The sequence below is a fragment of the Thalassospira sp. CH_XMU1458 genome (assembly GCF_037027205.1).
GTDB lineage: Bacteria > Pseudomonadota > Alphaproteobacteria > Rhodospirillales > Thalassospiraceae > Thalassospira > Thalassospira tepidiphila.
On sequence record NZ_JAYMDW010000002.1, the window covers coordinates 524915 to 544756 of the forward strand.

Below are 19842 nucleotides of genomic sequence, written 5' to 3' on the forward strand. Positions count from 1 at the left end.
ATGACCGATATTCTGCGCATCAAGGATCTGAAAGTTGAATTCGTACTGCCGCACATGCGTGTCAAGGCTGTCGAAAATGTAAGCTTTCGCATCGGTGCGCAGGAAACCGTGGCACTGGTTGGTGAGTCCGGATCGGGCAAAAGCACCATTTCGCAGGCGATCATGGGCTTGTTACCAAAGGTGGCCCAAGTCACCAAAGGGTCTATCATCTTTGCCGATCCGAAAAAGCCCGGAACCCGGGTGGATATCGCCATGCTGGATCGGTCTGGCTCTGACATGCGCGCCATTCGCGGTGGCCGGATTTCGATGATTTTTCAGGAACCGATGAGTTCCCTGTCGCCGCTCCACACAATCGGCGATCAGATATGTGAAGCCGTGAAACTTCATCGCAAGGTCGGATCGGCCGAGGCGCGTGAGCTTGCCGTTGAAATGCTGACACTGGTCGGCTTTCCGCAGCCCAAGCGTTCACTGAAAACTTATCCATTCGAACTTTCCGGTGGCCTGCGCCAGCGCGCGATGATTGCGATGGCACTGGTTTGTCGTCCGGCCTTGCTGATTGCGGATGAACCGACAACCGCGCTTGATGTAACCATTCAGGCGCAAATTCTGCGTCTGATCAAGGAAGTGCAGGCGGAACTGCAGATGTCGGTTCTGTTGATCACCCATGATCTTGGTGTGGTTGCCAACATGGCAGACCGGATGGTGGTGATTTATGACGGGCGGGTGGTCGAGGCTGGCAAAACCGACGATGTGTTCATCAATCCCGGCCATACCTATACACGATCATTGCTGGCGGCGGTTCCGCACTTTGATATGGGACCTGACGAAAGATTGCGCCCGCTGCGCGAGATCAAGCCGAAAACCGGCAGTCTACTTGCCAGTGCAGGTGATGGCGATACACAACAAAATACATCGGATGTTCCGGCAACTTTGGCCCTGCACCCGACCATGGCCAGCGAGCCGGTTCTGGCAGTTCGCCATCTCAGCAAAAGTTTTACCACGCGCAAGGGTAACTGGATCAAATCCGAAGAGCGCCTTATACCCGCAGTGTCCGACGTCTCGCTGACGGTTAATCGCGGCGAATGCGTTGGTCTTGTGGGTGAAAGTGGTTGTGGTAAAACAACGCTTTCCAAACTGATCATGCGCGCGATGAGCCCGGATGAAGGTTCCATTCTGTTTCGCGGTGAAAGCGGACAGATGACTGAATTGACAGGGCTTGATGAAGATCAGCTCAATCCCTACCGAAAGCGGATACAATTTGTTTTTCAGGACCCGTTCGGATCGCTTAATCCGCGAATGACGGTTCAGGATATCATTACCGAGCCTATGCTTATTCACGGTGTCGGGGATAGTAACTATCGACAGAAAATGGTGCTGGAACTGATGGACCTGGTTGGTCTTGATCCGCGCTTTCTGAACCGTTATCCGCATAGTTTTTCGGGCGGGCAGCGCCAGCGTATCGGGATTGCACGTGCGCTTAGCCTAAAGCCGGATTTGTTGATTTTCGATGAGCCGACATCGGCACTTGATGTGTCGGTTCAGGCGCAAATACTTAATCTTTTAAAAGATTTGCAGCGCGATCTTAATTTGACCTATCTGTTCATTTCGCACAATCTTGCGGTCGTGGATTACGTTGCAGACAGGATTGCCGTGATGTGTGCAGGGCGGATTGTTGAATCCGCACCACGTGAAGTGTTGTTTAAAAACCCGATGCATCCCTACACGCAGGCTTTGCTGCATGCCGTGCCGTTTGCCGATCTGGATCACCTGCTTGATTTCGACAAGATAATGGATGGCAAGGCATCTGATCCATCCCGGTGGCCAGCCCCGTTCACGATCAACCAGACCAGCGAGCCCAAGATGATGCAGGTCGCAGAAGATCACTTTGTTCGTGCCGAACGTGCCGATTTTACGGAGATCGCTATATGATCAGTGTTTTAAACCCGTCGATGTCTAGAATTCATCGTGCCTTTTCCGGCCTTGTGATGACGACAGGTTTTCTGGCGGCAAGTGTCTTGGTCGCACCGGCGCATGCAGAAGTCCCTTATTTCGAGGATGCGGTCGCAAGCGGGTCTTTGCCTGCGATGAACGACCGCCTGCCAGAACATCCGCATGTGATTGAGTTTGCGGGTGAGGGTAAGGAAATCGGTAAGTATGGTGGGGAGTTTGTCACCATCATGGGGCGGTCCAAAGATATCCGTATGGCGGTTGTCTATGGCTATGCCCGCTTGATCGGCTATGATCAGGATCTGAACCTGCGTCCAGACATCCTTGAAGCGCTTGATGTGAACGAAGAAGGCAATGTCTTCACGTTGCATATCCGCAAAGGTCACAAATGGTCGGATGGCGAGCCGTTCACGGCCGAGGATTTTCGCTATTACTGGGAAGATATCGTCAATAATGATGAACTGTTTCCGGTCGGACCGCCGCGTTTCCTGTTTGTCGGGAATGAACCGGCAACCTTTGAAATTCTTGACGAATATACCGTTCGCTACAGCTGGTCACAGCCAAACCCGTTTTTCCTGACCGAACTGGCAGCAACCCGCCCGCCATTTATTTATCGTCCGGCGCACTACCTGAAACAGTTCCACGAGAATTATCGTGATGCGGACGAACTTCAAGCGATGGTTGAAGAACGCGGTCTGCGTAGCTGGGCTGTGTTGCATACGGACATTGATCGTCCCTACAAGCTTTCCAACATTCATCGCCCATCGCTGGAGCCATGGCTGATCACGACAGAGGAGCCGTCTGATCGCTTCGTCTTCGTGCGCAACCCGTATTATCACCGCGTCGATCCGGAAGGTAACCAGCTTCCTTACATCGACCGGATGATCTTCAATATCTCGAACGCAAAGCTGGTTCCGGCCAAAGTGGGCGCGGGCGAGGTCGATCTGCAAAGCAGAATTCTGTCGCTTAAGGACTACACGTTCCTGAAGCAATCCGAAGCCAACCAGAACTATGATGTGCGTCTTTGGGATGTCGGGGCCGGGGCTTACGCGGCATTGTATCCCAACCTGACCTGCAGCGATCCGGTCTGGCGCGAAGTTCTGCGCGATGTCCGTTTCCGTCGTGCGCTGTCATTGGCGATCAACCGCACCGAAATTAACCGGGTCATGTTCTTTGGTCTGGCGCAACCAACCAACAATACCATCTTGCCAAAAAGCCCGTTGTTCAAACCGGAATATCGCGAAAGTTATACCGATTTCGACGTCAAGGCCGCAAACCAACTGCTTGATGCAATGGGGCTGGATGAACGCAATGGCGAAGGTATCCGTCTTTTGCCAGATGGACGTCCGATGGAAATCATTGTCGAGACGTCTGGGGAAAACCCCGAACATGACGACATGCTTGAACTGGTTGGCGACAGTTGGCGTCAGGTTGGCATCAAGCTGTTCGTCAAGGGGTTGCAGCGCGAAGTGATGCGCAACCGTGCCTATACCGGCGAGACGATCATGTCGATTTTCAACGGTATTGATAACGGCTTGGCGACGCCCAACACTGCCCCTGACGAATTTGTTCCTGTCCTGCAAGACAGCCTGCAATGGCCGAAATGGGGGCAGTATTATCAAACGGACGGCGAGGCGGGTGAAGCACCCGATATGCCAGCCGCCAGGGAACTGATGGAACAGTATCGCAAGTGGCAAACCAGCAATGAAGCGGGCCAGAAACAAGCATGGCAAGCCATTCTCGATATCAATTCGGAAAACATGTTCTCAATCGGTTTGATCGGCAACGTGCCGCAACCGGTCGTCATCGACAAGGACATGCGCAACGTACCCGAAAAAGGCATCCATAGCTGGGAGCCGGGTGCGTTCTTTGGGATTTATCGGCCTGATACCTTCTGGTGGGATCGGTAATCTTTTAACTAAAAACGTGTTGTTTTACGTCGTTGAGGGAATGGCGTGAAACAACCTCGGGGGAGCAACAGCGCCGATGCTGACTTATCTGGCAAGACGGCTTTTCGTGATGATACCCACTCTGTTTATGATCAGCGTGCTGGTGTTTGTCATCATTCAGCTGCCGCCCGGCGACTTTCTGACCACGTATCTCAACGAGCTTCAAGCCCAGGGCGAGGCGGTTGACCCGGCCAAGATCGAGTTTCTCAAACGGCAATATGGGCTGGATCAGCCGATCTATATTCAGTATGCCGAATGGGCCTGGGGGCTTTTGCAAGGCGATCTCGGTTTTTCATTTGAATATAACCTGCCGGTGTCCGATGTGGTCGGTGATCGGCTTTGGCTGTCGCTGGTACTGAATTTCAGCACGATCATCTTCATCTACATCGTCAGCTTCCCCATCGGGATCTATTCGGCAACCCGTCAATATAGCTGGGGCGACTATGGGTTCACGTTGCTGGGCTTCCTTGGGCTTGCCATGCCGAACTTCCTGTTTGCCCTGATCCTGCTTTATTACGCAAATGTCGTTTTCGGAACATCAATCGGTGGTCTGATGGACCCGGAATACATCAATCAAGGCTGGTCCTTGGCCAAGATGATGTCGGTCGTTGAACATCTTTGGGCACCGGTCGTGGTGATCGGGACGTCCGGGACAGCCGCCATGATCCGCCGTCTTCGCGCCAACCTGCTTGATGAACTGGGCAAGCAATATGTGGTTACAGCCCATGCCAAGGGTCTGTCACCGACCAAGGTACTGTTCAAGTATCCTTTGCGCATGGCGCTTAACCCGTTTATCGCCGATATCGGTAATATCCTGCCGCAAGTGGTGTCGGGCTCGGTTCTGGTGTCGGTGGTGATGTCATTGCCGACCACGGGGCCGATGTTGCTTACGGCATTGCAAAGTCAGGATATGTATCTGGCTGGTTCATTCCTGATGTTTTTGGCCCTTTTGACGGTTGTCGGCATGTTTGTTTCCGATGTGTTGCTTGCCTGGCTTGACCCGCGCATTCGTCTGCAGGGAGGGGTCGGCAATTGAGCAAGGAAACCGAAAAGCGTAACGAACATTTTGTTGATTCAGCACCGTTTGATCCCTGGGATCGCGAGGAACTGACGCCCGAGCAGGAAAAGTATTTCCTGGCCTCCCAGTGGCAATTGATGTGGTGGCGTTTGAAACGGCACAGGCTGGCGTATTTTTCACTGATTGTTCTGGCGATCATGTACGCGTCGGTCTTTATCGTCGAGTTCATTGCACCCTATGCGCAGGAAACCCGCAATTCGGAATATATCCATCACCCGCCACAGGGTATTCATCTGTTCCATGAGGGCGAATTTGTCGGGCCTTTTACATATGGCACCGATTTCTCGGTCAATATGGAAACACTCAAACCGACTTACACGGTCAATACGGATCGGATAGAGCCATTGCGCTTTTTCTGTTCGGGGGATGAGTATGAATTCTGGGGCATGATCGATATGGACTTCCATTTCGTCTGCCCGTCTGAAGACGGTACGCTGTTCATGTTCGGCACCGACAGACTTGGTCGGGACATGTTGTCACGGATGATCTATGGCGCGCGGGTTTCGCTGACCATTGGTCTGGTGGGCATTTCCGTCAGTTTCCTTCTCGGTATCCTGATCGGTGGGGCGGCCGGGTATTACGGTGGCTGGGTGGATTCAACAGCCCAGCGTGCGATTGAAGTCATCCGTTCGTTGCCGGAAATTCCGCTTTGGATGGCGCTTTCAGCCGCATTGCCCGTGACCTGGAGCCCGATTTTAATCTATTTCGGGATCACGATTATCCTTGGTCTGATCGACTGGACGGGGCTTGCCCGCGCAGTGAGATCGAAACTTCTGGCGCTTCGTGAAGAGGACTATGCACTGGCGGCACGCCTGATGGGGGCGAAGCCAAAGCGGATTATTGCGCGTCACTTGCTGCCGAACTTTGCCAGCCACCTGATCGCATCGGTGACGCTATCGATCCCCAACATGATCCTTGGTGAAACCGCGCTGAGCTTCCTTGGGCTTGGCCTGCGCGCGCCGGTGACCAGTTGGGGGGTGTTGCTCAATGAAGCGCAAAACATCAATGCGGTCGCGGTTTATCCTTGGCTGATGTTGCCGGTGGTGCCGGTGGTGATTGTGGTTCTTGCGTTCAATTTCCTTGGCGACGGGCTGCGGGATGCAGCCGACCCCTACAAGAACTGAGCGGATTATGTCGTCTAAGGCCCCTAGGATTGAGACCGAACGCCTGATACTGCGCAGGATGTCGTTTGGCGACTGGCCGGATTACGCGTCCATGCTTGCGTCAAAGCGCTCAGCACACATGGGCGGCCCATATGACACTGAGGCTGCATGGGCTATGTTTTGTCGCGATGCTGCTCAATGGGATTTGTTCGGCGTTGGTGCGCTGATGATGGATGAGAAATCGACCGGTCATTGCGTTGGTCAAGTGGGCATCAATTTTGGGCCGCCGTTCCCTGAATATGAATTAGGTTGGCTTGTGTATCCGGATGCAGAAGGCAAGGGATATGCGTTTGAGGCAGCAACGGCCTTGCGTGATTGGGCGTTTAACGCGCGCGGCTTGCCAACGCTTGTCAGTTACATCGCACCGGAAAATGATCGTTCTATTACTCTGGCGGAACGCATTGGTGCCGTTTTGGACCAGACCGCGCAGCGGCCTGATCCGAATGACCTTGTTTTCAGGCATGCACACCCAAAGTAAGGATTACTTTTTGCGCAGCCACAGACTGGTCTCATGCGCGCCTTCGGGAAGGTGAATGCCGTTGGCTATGGATTGGTCGACCTCATCGCGCATGCGGGTCTTCGCATATGCGCTTGACCACATGATTTCAAACCCGCCGCCAGCCAGAAGCGCTGCGACCCCTTGTTGCTCGTTATATCCGCGCCATTGCCAGATTTCCGGATAGTCATCGGGCAGGGTGATGTCGTGGATATGAATGATCGCCCCACTTGGCAGGGTCGGAATGACCGATGAAAACAGCAGATCAACATCGGTACCGGGCATCAGGATGTGGCTTGAGTCGATCGACAGGAAATCCGCACCGGTCAGGGTTTTGAAAACCGATGGGTCGGCCTTTTGCACGATGGTGCGTTCGACTGTGATCGGAAGCTTCGCGATATCAGCGCGTGGCGCCGGATCAATCGCGTGAAATGCCGTATCGAGTTCGCCGTCCTTGATCGCCCGGTAATAAAACCGTGTCGAATGGCCCGATCCGATTTCAATGATCCGGTCCGGGCGAAATTCGCGGGTGAAGACATAGGCCATCATCCCATCAAGGCGCGGAAACCAGCTTTGTTGCCAGCGTGGCTCCGGCGGGGTGGCATTGCCGAAGCTGGCAAAAGCTTCGTGATAATTGGCGGCCTTGGTCAGCCAAGCCTTCATGGTGGGGGCTGCCGTATCCATCATGGTTTCGATTGCCGGGTAGCTGGGGCGACCGACGGCCTTTGCCGTCTCGCTGGCATAGCGGTAAGGGATGAAATAGCCTGCGGGCTCAGCGCCAATCAGTGTTTTCAAACCAAGTTTCAAGCGGCGCATTCTGAGAGAGAACGGCATCGAGGTCATATCAAAGGCCCCTTTGAGTTCAAAATTATTGTGTTTCTATCGGTGCCGGTAAGGTTAATCAGTTGCAAAAAGTCTGATCCTCTCCGCGCCAGGCTCGTGTCAGCACAATCGCAAATCCCATCGAAATCGCCGAAAATACCGCCATCAGGTAATAGACCTGCGATCCGAACTGTTCATACAGCGGGCCGGAAATCCAGATGCTGCTACCAAGGAAAACGCCCATGGACAGTGTTGCCATCAGGCTTTGTGCCGAGGTGGCAAGTTGTTGGGGTATGGCGCGGGCGATAAAACTGACAGCGGCCAAATGCGTGATCCCGAATGTCATAGCATGAAGGGGTTGAACCAAGATAATCAACCATAGATTGTCGGTTGTGCCCAGTACAATCCAGCGTAAAATTCCTGATCCCGCACCAATCGCAAACAAGATACCGGGATGGCGACCACGGACAAACCGCCCGGCGACAGCAAACAGAACGATCTCGGCAATCACACCAATTGACCAGAAAACGCCAATCATTTCATGCGAGTAACCGGCTGATTCCCAATGGACAGAGGCAAAGGCGTAATAGGTGCCATGAGCACCCTGGGCAAATCCGATGCAGGCAAGATAAATCAGGAAAACCGGTTTGCGCAGCAGATACATCAGCGAAGAACCGGATCTGAGCGGACGATCTGTCTGCGGGTCAGGCATGCGGGTGGTAATCGCAAAATTCACGATCCCCGCAACGAACAGCATCCAGACGATCCATTCTGTTGATGTTCCATCCAGAACCCAGCCCGCCCCATAGGATGCCAGAATGAAGGCAAGCGATCCCCACAGCCGCACCCGACCATAATCAAGTTCACGCGCCTTACATTCATGCACCGTAATGGTCGTGCCAAGCGGCAGCAGCGGCGAGAAGGTAAAGCCGATCACGACGGAAAGGGCGGCAAGCCACCAGAAATCGCTCGAGATGGGGAAGGCCAGAATGGATAAAACATAGATCCCGGCAAGCCACATCATCGGGGTCTTGCGATTGCCGGTGCGATCAGCGCGTTGGGCAATCAACGGATCGGCAAAGACACGCACCCAGTTCGGCAGTGATAACAAGATCCCGATTTCGGCTGCCGATAATCCCTGGGATTTTAGCCAGACCGGCCAATAAGGCAGAAAAACACCCTGAATCAGAAACAGTCCGGAAAAGAACAACGCCAGCGTTGCCGCCGTTTTCATCCGGTCCGGGTCGGTGGCTGGTGATGGTTTCGATGATGGTGTGGCGTTTGGCGTGTTCATGCGGTGAGTTGCCGACGCTTGAGGCCGCGAATGATGAAACGCGCCGGATGAATGGCATGCATCAGCACTTTTTCCAGAGGCAGGGGCATATCGCAAATCTCACTGGCAAGAATCTCGGCGGCAAGCGGGGCGCCGATCAGTCCGCGGGCCCCGAAACCGGTACAGATATACACGTCTTTGTGGTAGGGCGCATCGATATATCGCGCGCCTTTTTTGCCCTTGTCGATGTCGCCATATGACGCAAGATAGGCGTCAAAATCCGGCGCAGGACCGATCAGGGGCAGGTGATCCGCGGTTGTCGTGCGCAAGGATGCCCGGCCTTGAAGCATGTCAGGCGAGAGCTTTTCCGCAACATCGGGCAGGACTTTGCCAAGCTGGGAAATGTTAAATGCGTGGTCATCTTCGCGTAGGTCCGTCTGCGCATCGTCGCGTCCAAAAGTGGCCCCAAATACATGCAGGCCATCGCGCGCTGGTGTGATGTAGCCCTTGTGGCTCAGAACGCACTTAATGACGGAACCATTCCCAAGGTTTGCCAAGATTTCTTCTGGCAAAAAGCTGATCTGACCACGAACAGGGTTCAGGTGATCTCTAAGCCAGCTTGTCTGACCCATCATCTGCATTTCAAGCGCGCCAGCGATGATAACGGCATCAAACGGCCCATAGGAAGCCCCGTTTTCATCGGTCAGGACTTTGCCTTGTTCAGCATCGCTAATGGCCGTGATGGTTGTTGAAAGCCGAATATCTATACCATCAGAAAAAGCCCGTACCACCGACGGCGGATTAACCCAGCCGGCGGATGGATAAAAAACACCGCCATAGGGCAAGGGCAGGCCAAATCGTTCTGAGGCCTGATCACCGTCAAGCGCCTCGACAAGGTCGGGTTTGTCGCCAAGGCGCGCGATCAGGCCATCAAGCCTTTCACGTTTGCGTGCACTGGTGGCAAGATCAATCACACCGCAGAAATCGGCCTCGACCAACCCCTGATTGGAAAGTTTTTTGATCTTGCGATGGCTGAAACGATAACCAGCCTCATAAAACCGGCCCATGATGGCATCATCAACGGTCAGATAGGGCTCCAACATGCCAATCGGGTTGCCTGATGCCGCGCTGGCCAGTTGATCGGCCTTTTCAAAAAGGGTTACGGCAAGGCCACGTGCGTTTAAGGCATCCGCGCAGGCCGCACCGGCAAGACCCCCACCGATGACGGCGACAGATTTGGTTTTCTTGGGACGGGGAAGGTTAAACCAAGGATCATCGGCGATTTCGAAAAGGCCCAGCGTATTGTCGTTGTCAACGTTCGGTGCCGGAAGCGTTGCCGTGATCATGTCGCGTTTATAGCCAAACCCTTTGCGCTTGCTGATTTCAAATCCCGCACTTTCCAGCCCGTCACGTGCAATGCGTGCGGCAGTAAAAGTCGCAAGGCTTGCACCACGCGGGTTGGACGCGCCGGCAAGGGCAGCAAACAAGTGAGGATGCCACATATCGGGATTGCGCGACGGGGCAAAGCCATCAAGAAACCAGCAATCAATATTCCCGTCATAGTCAGACCAGCATTCAATCGCATCGCCGATCAAAAGCGTCAGACTGACATTGCCATGGGCAAGGGAAAAGCGGTGTACACCGGGCAACATGGTTTCATGCGGCCAGATTTCGGCAAGCTGTTTGGAATATTGCGATAATTCTGGCCAGCTCTGGTGTGCGCGGATCATGTCATCGCGCGACAGCGGGTATTTTTCAACGGAAACGAAATGCAGGCGTCTGGATCGTTTGAGATCACTGTTCCAGCTTTGCCACGCGGCCAGAAAGTTCAGTCCGGTGCCAAAGCCGGTTTCGCCAATAGCAAAGCTTTCGCGGTTCTGCCAGGCAGATGGAAGGTTGTTACCCTCAAGAAACACATAGCGCGTTTCAGCAAGCCCATCCTTGGGATTGAAATAGATATCACCAAAATGCGGAGAGAACGGCACATTGCCATCCTGCCAGGTTATTTCGCCAGCAGGTCTTGGTTCATCACCCTCCGCTGGCATGGTGACATCGTTTGCCGTCATGCAGACAGGACCTCGTCATCCTTTTCGGGGACAAGGGCCAGGGCTTCGCGTACGACTTCCGTACCAGCCCCTTTGCGATGGGCATTTTCGCTCAGATAACGGCGCCATTGTTTTGCACCGCGCATTTGCTGGAACAGGCCCAGCATATGGCGGGTGACATGGCCAATGGTGCCGTTTGCTTCTTTCAGGTGTTCTTCGATATAGGGCAGCATTGCCTCAACCACCTGATGGCGGGTCAGGGGCTTGGCATCATCGCCATAAAAACGCCGGTCGACATCGGCCAGAACATAAGGGTTCTGATAGGCTTCACGCCCGATCATGACACCATCGACATGTTTCAGATGCTCGGCGGTTTCATCAAGCGTCTTGATGCCACCGTTGATCAGGATTTCAAGCTCCGGGAATTCCTGTTTAAGCTGATAGACCAATTCGTACTTTAACGGCGGAACTTCTCGGTTTTCCTTGGGCGAAAGACCTTTGAGCCACGCCTTGCGCGCGTGAACGATGAAAGTCTTGCAGCCAGCCTCGGCAACCGTTTCGGTAAAGCGTTTAAGCGACGGGTAGTCTTCCTGATCGTCAATGCCGATGCGGTTTTTGACTGTCACCGGGGCGTTGCTGGCCGAAATCATCGATTTCACGCACTTCGCAACGACATCGGGCGTTGCCATCAGGCAGGCACCAAAGGCGCCGTTCTGCACACGATCAGACGGGCAACCGCAATTCAGATTGATTTCATCATAGGCATAGTCATTGGCGATTTCGCAGGCGCGCGCCAGATCATCCGGGTCGCTGCCACCAAGCTGAAGCGCAACAGGGTGCTCGGCATCGTTATAGCGCAAATGACGGTCTACGCCGCCGTGAAGAATGGCGCCCGTGGTGACCATTTCGGTATAAAGCAACGTATGACGACTGATCTGCCGCAGAAAATAGCGATCATGCCGATCCGTCCAATCCATCATCGGGGCGACGGAAATACGCCGATTAACAGTCATTTGCCTACCGTTTTTGTCAAAGCCGGGTGAAGAGGGTTGCTGTATTCCAAGCGCGGTCTTTATATAGGTTCCGGGATTTAGGGTCAAAACCGATTGCGCGATGCATGGCAGCATCCCGAAGATATTAAAGTACAGGATTTGATATGGTTACGATTTACGGCATCAAGAACTGCGACACTGTCCGCAAAACCCTTAAATGGTTTGAGGCCAAGGGTATTGAAAACAAGCTCCATGATTTCCGTGCTGACGGTATTGACGCCAAGACCATTGAAGCCTGGCTTGATGAAGTCGGGGGTAAGGTTTTGATCAACAAGCGTGGGCCGAGTTATCGCAACCTGAGTAACGACGACAAGGCAACATTGGAGCAGGGCGGTGCCGCTGCGGCCGCGGTGCTTGCCGCCAATCCGACCGTGATCAAACGTCCGGTTGTTGATTTCGGTTCGACCCGGACGGTCGCCTATGATGAGGAACGCTGGTCTGATCTGGCCGGATTGTAAGGGGGCGGAAATGGCAAAGCCGGTCGTTCGGGGTGTGATCTTTGATTGTGATGGTGTTTTGGTCGATACTGAAACACTTGCCTGTCGCGTGTTGACAGAGCAGCTTTGTGATTATGGCTGCGACATGGATATGGCGAAGACCCATGATCTTTTCATTGGTGGCACATTGGCGATGGTGCCGCCAAAAATGGAACAGATGTTTGGCATTACGCTGCCAGAAGACTGGCTGTCTGAATGCTACGAACGTACGTTTACGGCCTTTCGCAACGATCTGACACCGTTCGCACATCTTGATCCGGTGCTTGATCTGCTGGAAGAAAACAACATTCCCATTGCGATTGGCAGCAACGGTCCACATGCCAAGATGGATGTGTCGCTGGCCAAGGTTGGCTTGAAGGAACGTTTTGAAGGGCGGGTTTGCTCGGCACATGATGTCGAAAACCCTAAGCCGCATCCGGATGTCTTTTTGCTGGCCGCACAGAAAATCGGTGTCGATATCAAGGACTGCATTGTTGTCGATGACAGCCAGAATGGCGTGCGCGCAGGTGTTGCATCCGGTGCGACGACCATCGGTCTTGTCGATATTACGCCGGCCAACTACCTTCTTGATGCCGGTGCGCATCATATTGCGACCGACCATCGCGACCTTTATCGGCTGTTGGCCGATTGGATGTCTGCAGCCTAGCTGGCGTTCATAGTGTCCATCAAAAAAGAACGGGCAGCGCCGTGTTGGGGCTGCCCGTTCTTTTGTTTTCGCAGGATGTCTTTATTCACCAACCACAATGCCTTCGCGGCGGGAATCAGCCCCGCCAATCAGGCCGTCTTCGGTGATCATAATGGCGTGAATGCCGGAATTAAGATCGCGGATATCGGTCTTAAAGCCCATGCCTTCCAGTGCCGGGGCCAAGTTTTCGGCATCGGATCCTGCTTCAAGGTCAAAGGTGCCGAACCGGTTGACCAGGTGGGGCATGTCGATGGCGTCCTTGGGCGACATGTTCCAATCAATCATCCCGATAAGCGATTGGGCCACATACCCAATGATACGCGATCCACCCGGTGAACCCGTGACAATTACCGGTTTGTCGTCTTTCATCACGATGGTGGGCGCCATCGATGAACGCGGGCGTTTGCCCGGTGCCAAGGCGTTGGCAATAGGGACGCCATCGGAATGGGTCTTGAACGAGAAATCGGTCAGCTCGTTATTGAGCATAAAGCCGTTCACCATCAGGCGTGAACCAAAGCCGTTTTCAATCGTGGTCGTCATCGAAACCGCATTGCCATAGATATCGACGATCGAGAAATGGCTGGTGCTTGGCAGTTCAATCGCTTCGTCGTCGGCCAATTTCATGGCGTGGCTAAAGCTTGGCATGCCGGGTTCGACGGATTCAAGTGCGGTATCCCGATCAAGCAGTTTGGATCGTTCCGCCAGATAGGTTTTATCGAGCAAGCCCGTCAATGGCATCGGGACAAAATCAATATCTGCCATGTAACGTCCGCGATCTGCAAATGCCAAACGCGATGCATCACCGATCAAACGCCAACTTTGCGCAGACTCAGGGCCCATCGCGGCGATATCATAGGGTTCAACCAGTCCAAGGATCTGTCCGACCGTTAGCGCCCCCGAAGAAGGTGGTCCCATGCCGCACACATCATGATCGCGATACTCGATACAGACGGGTGGGCGTTCCTTGACCTGATAGTTGGCAAAATCCGCAAGTGACAGGACGCCGGGGTTCCAACTGGCACCCTTAACCTTGTCGACAATGTCCTGGGCGATCTGACCCTGATAGAAATTCACGGTCCCGTTGGCTGCCAGATCTTGAAGGGTCTTGGCATATTTCGGATTTTGAAGAACCGTACCGGCCGCAAGTGGCTCGCCATCCTTGTCAAAGAAATAGCCCTTTGCTTCGGGATCGCGTGAAAGTTTTTCCTGATCATCAGCGATCAAGGCAGCAAGACGTGGAGAAACTTCAAAGCCCGTTGTGGCGATACCAATTGCCGGATCGAACAGGCTCTTCCAAGGAAGCTGCCCCCACTTTTCGTGTGCAGCTTTCATCAGGGCAGGGGTTCCGGGCGTACCAACCGACCTGCCGCCAACAACCGCATCATAAAAATTAAGCGGTTCGCCGTTTTCATCCTGGAATAGCGTCGGCGTTGCGTTCAGAGGCGCGGTTTCGCGGCCATCAAGCGTGGTCAGCTTTCCAGTCGCTGCATCGAAATAAACCAAAAATGCGCCGCCCCCAAGCCCGGACGATTGCGGTTCGACAAGGCCAAGCATGGTCTGAATGGTGACCATCGCATCAATGGCGTTGCCACCAGACCGCAAGATATTAGCACCTGCCTGAACTGCCAGCGTGTTTGCAGCACTGATCATCCAGTTGCTGGCAGTGGCGGCCTTGCGCATTTCGGACGAGGAACCGGCCGTGCTTGCCTCAGGCGCAACGGCGTCTGTTGTTTGTTGGGCAACAGCACCTTGGCCAAGGCATGCGCATAAGCCCGCAGCGATAAGGGCTGCCAGAAGTTGTGGGCGAAGTTTGACTGTTTCGAAAGATACAGGAGCGTTAAGGGGCATGTTCCAGACCTTTGTTTTGTTTGGCGGGGTATTTTGTTTGTCGGGGCGCTCAAAAGAAAACACCCGCATCGTGGCAGATGCGGGTGCAAATGTGCAGTAAAAATCCAGTGTAGGTTGCCTAGGCTGCTGTCTTGTTGCCTTTGCTGCGCTGTTGGCTGACGAGCTTGACCTGCAGCCATTCCAGTATGGTTTCGGCGACCTTTTCCCAGTTTTGATCGAGCATCATCGCGTGGTGAATATCGTCAATCAGAGCATAATCCGCGCCATAGCGCTTGGCTGTGTGGTGGATCAGCTCGCTCTGGATGATTTCATCGTCGCGTGCGCCCATGACCAGCATGGCTGGCGCTTCATCCTTTGTCAGGAAGATCGGGTTTGCGCCCATCATGTCCGTAATCGCCCGCTGGCTTTCCGTTTCGAGCCGACCGAAATAGATCATGCCTTCATCTTCGGCGATATCAGGCGACAGCATCGCCCGCCCCAGACGTTCACGAAGCAGGGTATGGGGGCCAATGGCCTGAAGCCAGAACATATGGAAAAACAGATCGGGCTGGGCCATTGCCATCATCGCATTGCTGGCAATCAGGCCTTCCGGCGGAACTGAGGCCATCAGGACGGCGGCCTCGGCACTGTGGCGTTCGAGATATTTCTGAATGACATAGCCGCCCATCGAATGACCAATCAGCACCGGCTTCTTGCCAAGGGTCTCGACAACCTCTTCAAGGTCTTCGACGTAATCGTCAATGGATGCGAGGCTGCGCAGTTCGCGGCCGCCACTTCCGCCATGGCCGCGCAAGGAAAACGCCACGGTCTCAAAGCCGCGATCTGCAAACCAGGTCAGGAAATGTTCGTTCCAGCACCACGCCCCGGTATAGGCGCCATGTACAAACACCAATGGATGTTTACTTTTGGGTTTGCCGGTCGGGCTGCGACGGAAAATCTCCAATTCGGGACTCATGGCCTGCCTCCTCGCGATGCGGGATCGATGCAAATATATGCCTTGATTAAAAAGAACTCGATTATGTTCGCGCATGCAGCATAATCTTGTCCAATCACATGTGGGAGTCCGACTTTGGTTTGGCAATGATTGTCAGTCTGAAGTTGTTTGCTTATGATTGCGTCCGGGACAGTAAAAGATGTGAGGGAACGCAGGGGGTCTGTGCTCCGGACACTAACAACACCGTAGTGAGAAGCTTGGGGGATATGGTTAAATTATCAGTGGTCGGCATTTTCGCGGATCTCGATGAGAGCGCGATTGCAGACGTCGAACGCCACGTCAACCGAAAGACGTTTGCGGCCGGGACGCAAATTATCGAACCGGAATCAGATAGTTCGGACGTTTACCTGATTTTGTCCGGGCGGGTACGGATCGTTAATTACTCGCTTTCGGGGCGCGAAATCACCCTTGAGGAAATCGGGGCAGGTGGCTGTGTCGGCCAACTTTCTGCCATTGACGGGCAACCGCGTTCGGCCTGTGTGATTGCGGTTGACGATACCAGTGTCGGTATTTTGAGCCCGGCCAACTTTGAAAAGGTCGTCAAAAATCACCCGTCAGTTGCCTGGAACGTGATTAGCGAACTGGCCAGAATTGTGCGGAACTCGACCCGAAGAATTGTTGATGTTAGCACACTTGGCGCCAACGAACGGGTCGTGGCGGAAATTTTGCGCCGTGCCAACAATGTTTGTGACGATAACGGCTCGGCACTTTTGTCACCCGTTCCGGTTCATTCCGAGGTCGCCGGGCGTGTCAGCACATCGCGTGAAACCGTTGCACGCGTCATGAGCACGCTTGGGCGTCGCCAACTGGTGACAAAGGTTGAGACCGGTCTTTTCGTCCCGGATGTGCGCCGACTTGAAGAATTCCTAAGTGAGTCAATTCATTAGGTCGTATTTGTATGATTTTTTTTTGTCTTCATGTGATGACTGTCACAGAGAAGAGGGTGATCGACAGGTAAAGGTATTGGTGTGGCGGACATTTAAATGTTCCGGCACATCTCCCCCAAGAGAGTTACTGGCCGTACACTTGTTGTACGGCCATTTTTTTGCGTTTTCGCATGGCGGACAGATTTGTTGATGTCTAATCTGTACGAAACAACAGCACTTCTTTTTAAGGGAACCTCTGATGCGTATTTCTGTGGTTATGGCCGGACTGAATGGTGCGATGGCGGTTGCGTTGGGGGCGTTTGCCGCCCATGGCATGGCTGGAAGCGAAATGGATTATGCACGTGGCCTGGTCGAGAAGGGCGCGCATTATCAGCTCGTACATGCTGTTGCCCTGGCCGCGATTGCTGGTCTGGTTCATCATGTGCCCGATGAGAAGTTCCTGCGCATTGCCGCCTATGCAATGCTTGTCGGGATCGTTTTCTTCTGCGGGTCTTTGTACGCCATTGCCTTTGGCGGTGTTTCTGCGTTTGGTGCCGTGGCGCCGATTGGCGGTTTTGCCTTTATTGGGGGCTGGTTGTTGCTTGCTGCGGCGGGATACAGACGCTTTGGCTGATATCGCAGCACGTGGCATTTAACCTGAAGCAGGCAAGTACAAACAAAAAAGACGTGTCCCGAAGGACACGTCTTTTTTAAATCTTTGCAATCGAGTTCCGAAGAACCAGATTACTTCATTTTCGCTTCTTTGAACACGACGTGCTTACGCACGACCGGGTCGTACTTGCGAAACTGGAATTTCTCGGTGGTATTCCGCGGGTTCTTCTTAACAACATAGAAGTAACCGGTGTCTGCGGTGCTTACCAACTTTACGAGGATCGAAGCGGGCTTCGCCATGTCTCTGCATCCTGTGTTCAGGTGTATCTCAGGCGGCGGAACATAAAGGTTATCGGCAGAGTGTCAAGCCATTTTGGAAAAAAGAATGTAATTTTATTGGCTGGCAAAAGTATCGGCGATTTCCTGTTGTCCGACATAGGCCAGATTCTTGTATTCACGGTTATTTTTCAGCAGCTCAAGTGCAACTTCGACATCAAATGTTTCACCATTTGTGCTGGCCGGACAAACGCTGCGCAGTTCACGGCGGCTCTTTTCGTCCTGATAGTCCAGCTTGCGCCATTTCATCATCACCGAGGCGGTCTCATCACGCTGTGACAGGGCGTTCGCCACCTTGTGAATAGCGGTGCTACCTGTGCCTGATTTCGTGCAGATAGCCGGGAAAAGACCGATTCTATCAAAGGTGTATCCAGAAGGGGCTGTCATGCGCGACCAGGTAAAGGTCAATGTCCCATGGTTGGGCAGATCATTGATTGCCTGAACGGACCCCTTGCCAAAGCTTGTGGACCCGATCAGCACAGCACGATGGCGATCCTGAAGGGCTGCTGCAACCAGTTCCGCTGACGACGCTGTGCGTCCGTCAATCAGGACAACCAGCGGCGCGCCATTGGTCAAATCGCCGGTTTCTGCCTTGAATATGTGACGTGCGGCTGTGACACGCGAAAATGTCTTGCCGATCGGACCATCGGCCAGAAACAGGTCAGCCACCGCAACGCCCTGTTGCAGAAGTCCGCCACGGTTTCCACGAAGGTCGAGAATAACACCTTGAAGGCCACCATCATAAAGTTTCGCCTTCATGATGCTGTCTGCAAGCGTTGACGCGGTTGCTGAGTTGAAGCTGCTGACACGCGCAACCAGGATATTGTCACGGACATCATCGAACACTGTCCGGTCAATCACCCGTTCACGCAGTATCTCCATGGGGGTGATGGCATTGCTTTTGGCTGCATTCACCTCAAGCAGGACAGATGTTCCTTCTTCGCCATGCAGCAAGTCGGCAGCATAGCGACTGGCTTTGCCATACATGTCCTCGCCATTGACCGTCAGGATCTGATCGCCGGGATGCAGTCCGGCACGCGCAGCCGGGCTTTCCGCATGAACAAGTTTGACAACAGGGTAGCCACTTCCGCCAACCACACGAACGCCGATGCCAATATAGCCGTCACGACGGTTGCGCGCATTTTCTGCACGTACCGGCCCCTCATAGCGGCTGTAACGGTCCAGATTGCGGATCGCACCACTGATCAGGGCAGACTCGATGTCTTTGGTGTCCGTGCTGCGCAGTTTGGCTGAGTGCGCCCGGTATCTTGCCAATCCGGTTAGCGTGATTTCGGACCAGATCTGAAGGTTTTCGTGATCCACCATACCATCGGATGACGCCGGAAGGGCAATCTTGCCGACTGTTCGGTCATCATATTGCAAGACCAAATCACTCGGGGTGATGTCGACGCGAATGTTTTCGTCAATCGATGAGAGTCCATCAAGGGTGCTCACCAGGATCTGTTCACGGCTGATCGGATCGATATAGCGTGTTGCGACAAGTTCGATTGTTTGAGAAATCAGCTCGCGCGTCTGCGGATCATCAGGCGAGGTTACTGCCATCCGGTCTGAAGTGGCGCAGGCAGCCTGCAATACACATAACCCGACGGCAACACAGGTGCGCCGCAAACGTCGCACTCCTGCGTCGGGATTGTAATATGCATTCTGTGCTACGCGAAGTGCGACCAATTAAACAATCCGGTTAATTCAGGCGAGATAACCTACGCATTCTACTGGAAAAATTGGCATTCTGCCAACGACTATCCTTTGATGCGCATGGCCCATTGAGTGCCAAGAACAGCCCCTTTGATAAAGGGCAGAAAGCCAAGGCATAATGCGACGGTGGCCGGAAGCCAGATCGAAAGTTGCAGTGCCATGGACGGGCTGAAATTCTGTTCCATCGCCAAGGCACCCGGAACCACGATGTGTCCGACTAGAAAGATCGTGAAGTAGGGCGGGGCATCATCACAACGATATTCCCCGATTGGGTGATTGCAAACATCACACTCGGAACGAAGCTTCAAATAGCCGCCAAAAGCAAAACCGTGGCCACAATTCGGGCATTTGCGGCGAAATCCGCGACGCAAACCGGTCATCAGTCGACCGCTGCTTTGGTTGCTGTTGGTGGCATTTGTGTCGGGAGAAATATCGTGTGGGGCATTCATATATAAAATTAACT

General features: G+C 53.7%; 18 protein-coding genes. 9 read left to right on the forward strand and 9 right to left on the reverse strand.

Translation table 11 applies throughout. The features are described 5' to 3' along the window. From WBY09_RS09810 to WBY09_RS09830, 5 genes are all read left to right on the forward strand, one after another. Entirely contained in the window at nt 1–1929 is a 1929-nt protein-coding gene (locus WBY09_RS09810) for an ABC transporter ATP-binding protein (RefSeq protein ID WP_286792208.1), read from the forward strand. Continuing rightward, a complete protein-coding gene (locus WBY09_RS09815; RefSeq protein WP_197147594.1) occupies nt 1926–3857 on the forward strand; it encodes an ABC transporter substrate-binding protein in 1932 nt (643 codons plus the stop codon). Before WBY09_RS09810 ends, WBY09_RS09815 begins: the two co-directional genes overlap by 4 nt. Before the next feature lie 76 nt (nt 3858–3933). Then, nucleotides 3934–4932, forward strand: a complete 999-nt coding sequence (locus tag WBY09_RS09820) for an ABC transporter permease (RefSeq protein ID WP_064780909.1) — start codon at nt 3934–3936, stop codon at nt 4930–4932. Beyond that, the gene (locus WBY09_RS09825; protein ID WP_197147593.1) at nt 4929–6098 is read left to right on the forward strand and encodes an ABC transporter permease; all 1170 of its coding nucleotides are present in this window, start codon (nt 4929–4931) and stop codon (nt 6096–6098) included. Before WBY09_RS09820 ends, WBY09_RS09825 begins: the two co-directional genes overlap by 4 nt. A gap of 7 nt (nt 6099–6105) precedes the next feature. After that, complete coding sequence (locus WBY09_RS09830; RefSeq protein WP_286792213.1) at nt 6106–6615, forward strand: GNAT family N-acetyltransferase; 510 nt, start codon at nt 6106–6108, stop codon at nt 6613–6615. Nucleotides 6616–6618: 3 nt separating this feature from the next. Here the strand turns inward: WBY09_RS09830 and WBY09_RS09835 are convergent, their stop codons facing one another. From WBY09_RS09835 to dusA, 4 genes are read right to left on the reverse strand one after another with little or no spacing between them, the layout of a single operon-like run. Further along, entirely contained in the window at nt 6619–7476 is an 858-nt protein-coding gene (locus WBY09_RS09835) for a class I SAM-dependent methyltransferase (protein WP_197147591.1), read from the reverse strand. Nucleotides 7477–7534: 58 nt separating this feature from the next. After that, on the reverse strand, nt 7535–8749 hold the full coding sequence (locus WBY09_RS09840) for a 3-phenylpropionate MFS transporter (protein ID WP_008890799.1): 1215 nt from the start codon (nt 8747–8749) through the stop codon (nt 7535–7537). Next, entirely contained in the window at nt 8746–10794 is a 2049-nt protein-coding gene (gene mnmC / locus WBY09_RS09845) for a bifunctional tRNA (5-methylaminomethyl-2-thiouridine)(34)-methyltransferase MnmD/FAD-dependent 5-carboxymethylaminomethyl-2-thiouridine(34) oxidoreductase MnmC (RefSeq protein ID WP_197147590.1), read from the reverse strand. Before mnmC ends, WBY09_RS09840 begins: the two co-directional genes overlap by 4 nt. Then, entirely contained in the window at nt 10791–11786 is a 996-nt protein-coding gene (gene dusA, locus WBY09_RS09850) for a tRNA dihydrouridine(20/20a) synthase DusA (RefSeq protein WP_197147589.1), read from the reverse strand. Before dusA ends, mnmC begins: the two co-directional genes overlap by 4 nt. 143 nt (nt 11787–11929) lie before the next feature. Between dusA and WBY09_RS09855 the strand changes: the two genes are divergently transcribed. Further along, nucleotides 11930–12283, forward strand: a complete 354-nt coding sequence (locus tag WBY09_RS09855; protein WP_197147588.1) for an ArsC/Spx/MgsR family protein — start codon at nt 11930–11932, stop codon at nt 12281–12283. A 10-nt stretch (nt 12284–12293) separates the two neighbouring features. Further along, the gene (locus WBY09_RS09860) at nt 12294–12968 is read left to right on the forward strand and encodes an HAD family hydrolase (protein ID WP_197147587.1); all 675 of its coding nucleotides are present in this window, start codon (nt 12294–12296) and stop codon (nt 12966–12968) included. An 81-nt stretch (nt 12969–13049) separates the two neighbouring features. On the opposite strand, the gene ggt is transcribed toward WBY09_RS09860, so the two are convergent. Then, a complete protein-coding gene (ggt, locus tag WBY09_RS09865; protein WP_336232626.1) occupies nt 13050–14855 on the reverse strand; it encodes a gamma-glutamyltransferase in 1806 nt (601 codons plus the stop codon). A 118-nt stretch (nt 14856–14973) separates the two neighbouring features. Further along, complete coding sequence (locus WBY09_RS09870) at nt 14974–15810, reverse strand: alpha/beta hydrolase (RefSeq protein ID WP_064789621.1); 837 nt, start codon at nt 15808–15810, stop codon at nt 14974–14976. Between the two features lie 245 nt (nt 15811–16055). Here WBY09_RS09870 and WBY09_RS09875 point away from each other — a divergent pair, with 245 nt between their 5' ends. Together WBY09_RS09875 and WBY09_RS09880 are read left to right on the forward strand one after the other, a co-directional pair. Then, a complete protein-coding gene (locus WBY09_RS09875; RefSeq protein WP_008890792.1) occupies nt 16056–16736 on the forward strand; it encodes a Crp/Fnr family transcriptional regulator in 681 nt (226 codons plus the stop codon). Nucleotides 16737–16974: 238 nt separating this feature from the next. Further along, nucleotides 16975–17349: a DUF423 domain-containing protein gene (locus tag WBY09_RS09880; RefSeq protein ID WP_197147586.1), complete on the forward strand. Its 375-nt coding sequence runs from the start codon at nt 16975–16977 to the stop codon at nt 17347–17349. Between the two features lie 110 nt (nt 17350–17459). Here WBY09_RS09880 and rpmG read toward each other — a convergent pair whose 3' ends face one another. The 3 genes from rpmG to WBY09_RS09895 form a co-directional block, all read right to left on the reverse strand. Further along, nucleotides 17460–17627 (reverse strand): 50S ribosomal protein L33, encoded by a 168-nt coding sequence (rpmG, locus tag WBY09_RS09885; protein ID WP_008890790.1) that lies wholly within the window; start codon nt 17625–17627, stop codon nt 17460–17462. A gap of 93 nt (nt 17628–17720) precedes the next feature. Beyond that, nucleotides 17721–19226: a S41 family peptidase gene (locus tag WBY09_RS09890; RefSeq protein ID WP_197147585.1), complete on the reverse strand. Its 1506-nt coding sequence runs from the start codon at nt 19224–19226 to the stop codon at nt 17721–17723. Nucleotides 19227–19423: 197 nt separating this feature from the next. Beyond that, on the reverse strand, nt 19424–19828 hold the full coding sequence (locus WBY09_RS09895; RefSeq protein WP_197147584.1) for a DUF983 domain-containing protein: 405 nt from the start codon (nt 19826–19828) through the stop codon (nt 19424–19426). Nucleotides 19829–19842 lie beyond the last annotated feature (14 nt).

Bases quoted from the DNA above. Each gene is read 5' to 3' on its own strand.
- WBY09_RS09810 (WP_286792208.1), top strand. From the start codon at position 1: ATGACCGATATTCTGCGCATCAAGGATCTGAAAGTTGAATTCGTACTG.
- WBY09_RS09815 (WP_197147594.1), top strand. From the start codon at position 1,926: ATGATCAGTGTTTTAAACCCGTCGATGTCTAGAATTCATCGTGCCTTT.
- WBY09_RS09820 (WP_064780909.1), top strand. From the start codon at position 3,934: ATGCTGACTTATCTGGCAAGACGGCTTTTCGTGATGATACCCACTCTG.
- WBY09_RS09830 (WP_286792213.1), top strand. From the start codon at position 6,106: ATGTCGTCTAAGGCCCCTAGGATTGAGACCGAACGCCTGATACTGCGC.
- WBY09_RS09835 (WP_197147591.1), bottom strand. From the start codon at position 7,476: ATGACCTCGATGCCGTTCTCTCTCAGAATGCGCCGCTTGAAACTTGGT.
- WBY09_RS09840 (WP_008890799.1), bottom strand. From the start codon at position 8,749: ATGAACACGCCAAACGCCACACCATCATCGAAACCATCACCAGCCACC.
- mnmC (WP_197147590.1), bottom strand. From the start codon at position 10,794: ATGACGGCAAACGATGTCACCATGCCAGCGGAGGGTGATGAACCAAGA.
- dusA (WP_197147589.1), bottom strand. From the start codon at position 11,786: ATGACTGTTAATCGGCGTATTTCCGTCGCCCCGATGATGGATTGGACG.
- WBY09_RS09855 (WP_197147588.1), top strand. From the start codon at position 11,930: ATGGTTACGATTTACGGCATCAAGAACTGCGACACTGTCCGCAAAACC.
- WBY09_RS09860 (WP_197147587.1), top strand. From the start codon at position 12,294: ATGGCAAAGCCGGTCGTTCGGGGTGTGATCTTTGATTGTGATGGTGTT.
- ggt (WP_336232626.1), bottom strand. From the start codon at position 14,855: ATGCCCCTTAACGCTCCTGTATCTTTCGAAACAGTCAAACTTCGCCCA.
- WBY09_RS09870 (WP_064789621.1), bottom strand. From the start codon at position 15,810: ATGAGTCCCGAATTGGAGATTTTCCGTCGCAGCCCGACCGGCAAACCC.
- WBY09_RS09875 (WP_008890792.1), top strand. From the start codon at position 16,056: ATGGTTAAATTATCAGTGGTCGGCATTTTCGCGGATCTCGATGAGAGC.
- WBY09_RS09880 (WP_197147586.1), top strand. From the start codon at position 16,975: ATGCGTATTTCTGTGGTTATGGCCGGACTGAATGGTGCGATGGCGGTT.
- rpmG (WP_008890790.1), bottom strand. From the start codon at position 17,627: ATGGCGAAGCCCGCTTCGATCCTCGTAAAGTTGGTAAGCACCGCAGAC.
- WBY09_RS09890 (WP_197147585.1), bottom strand. From the start codon at position 19,226: ATGGCAGTAACCTCGCCTGATGATCCGCAGACGCGCGAGCTGATTTCT.
- WBY09_RS09895 (WP_197147584.1), bottom strand. From the start codon at position 19,828: ATGAATGCCCCACACGATATTTCTCCCGACACAAATGCCACCAACAGC.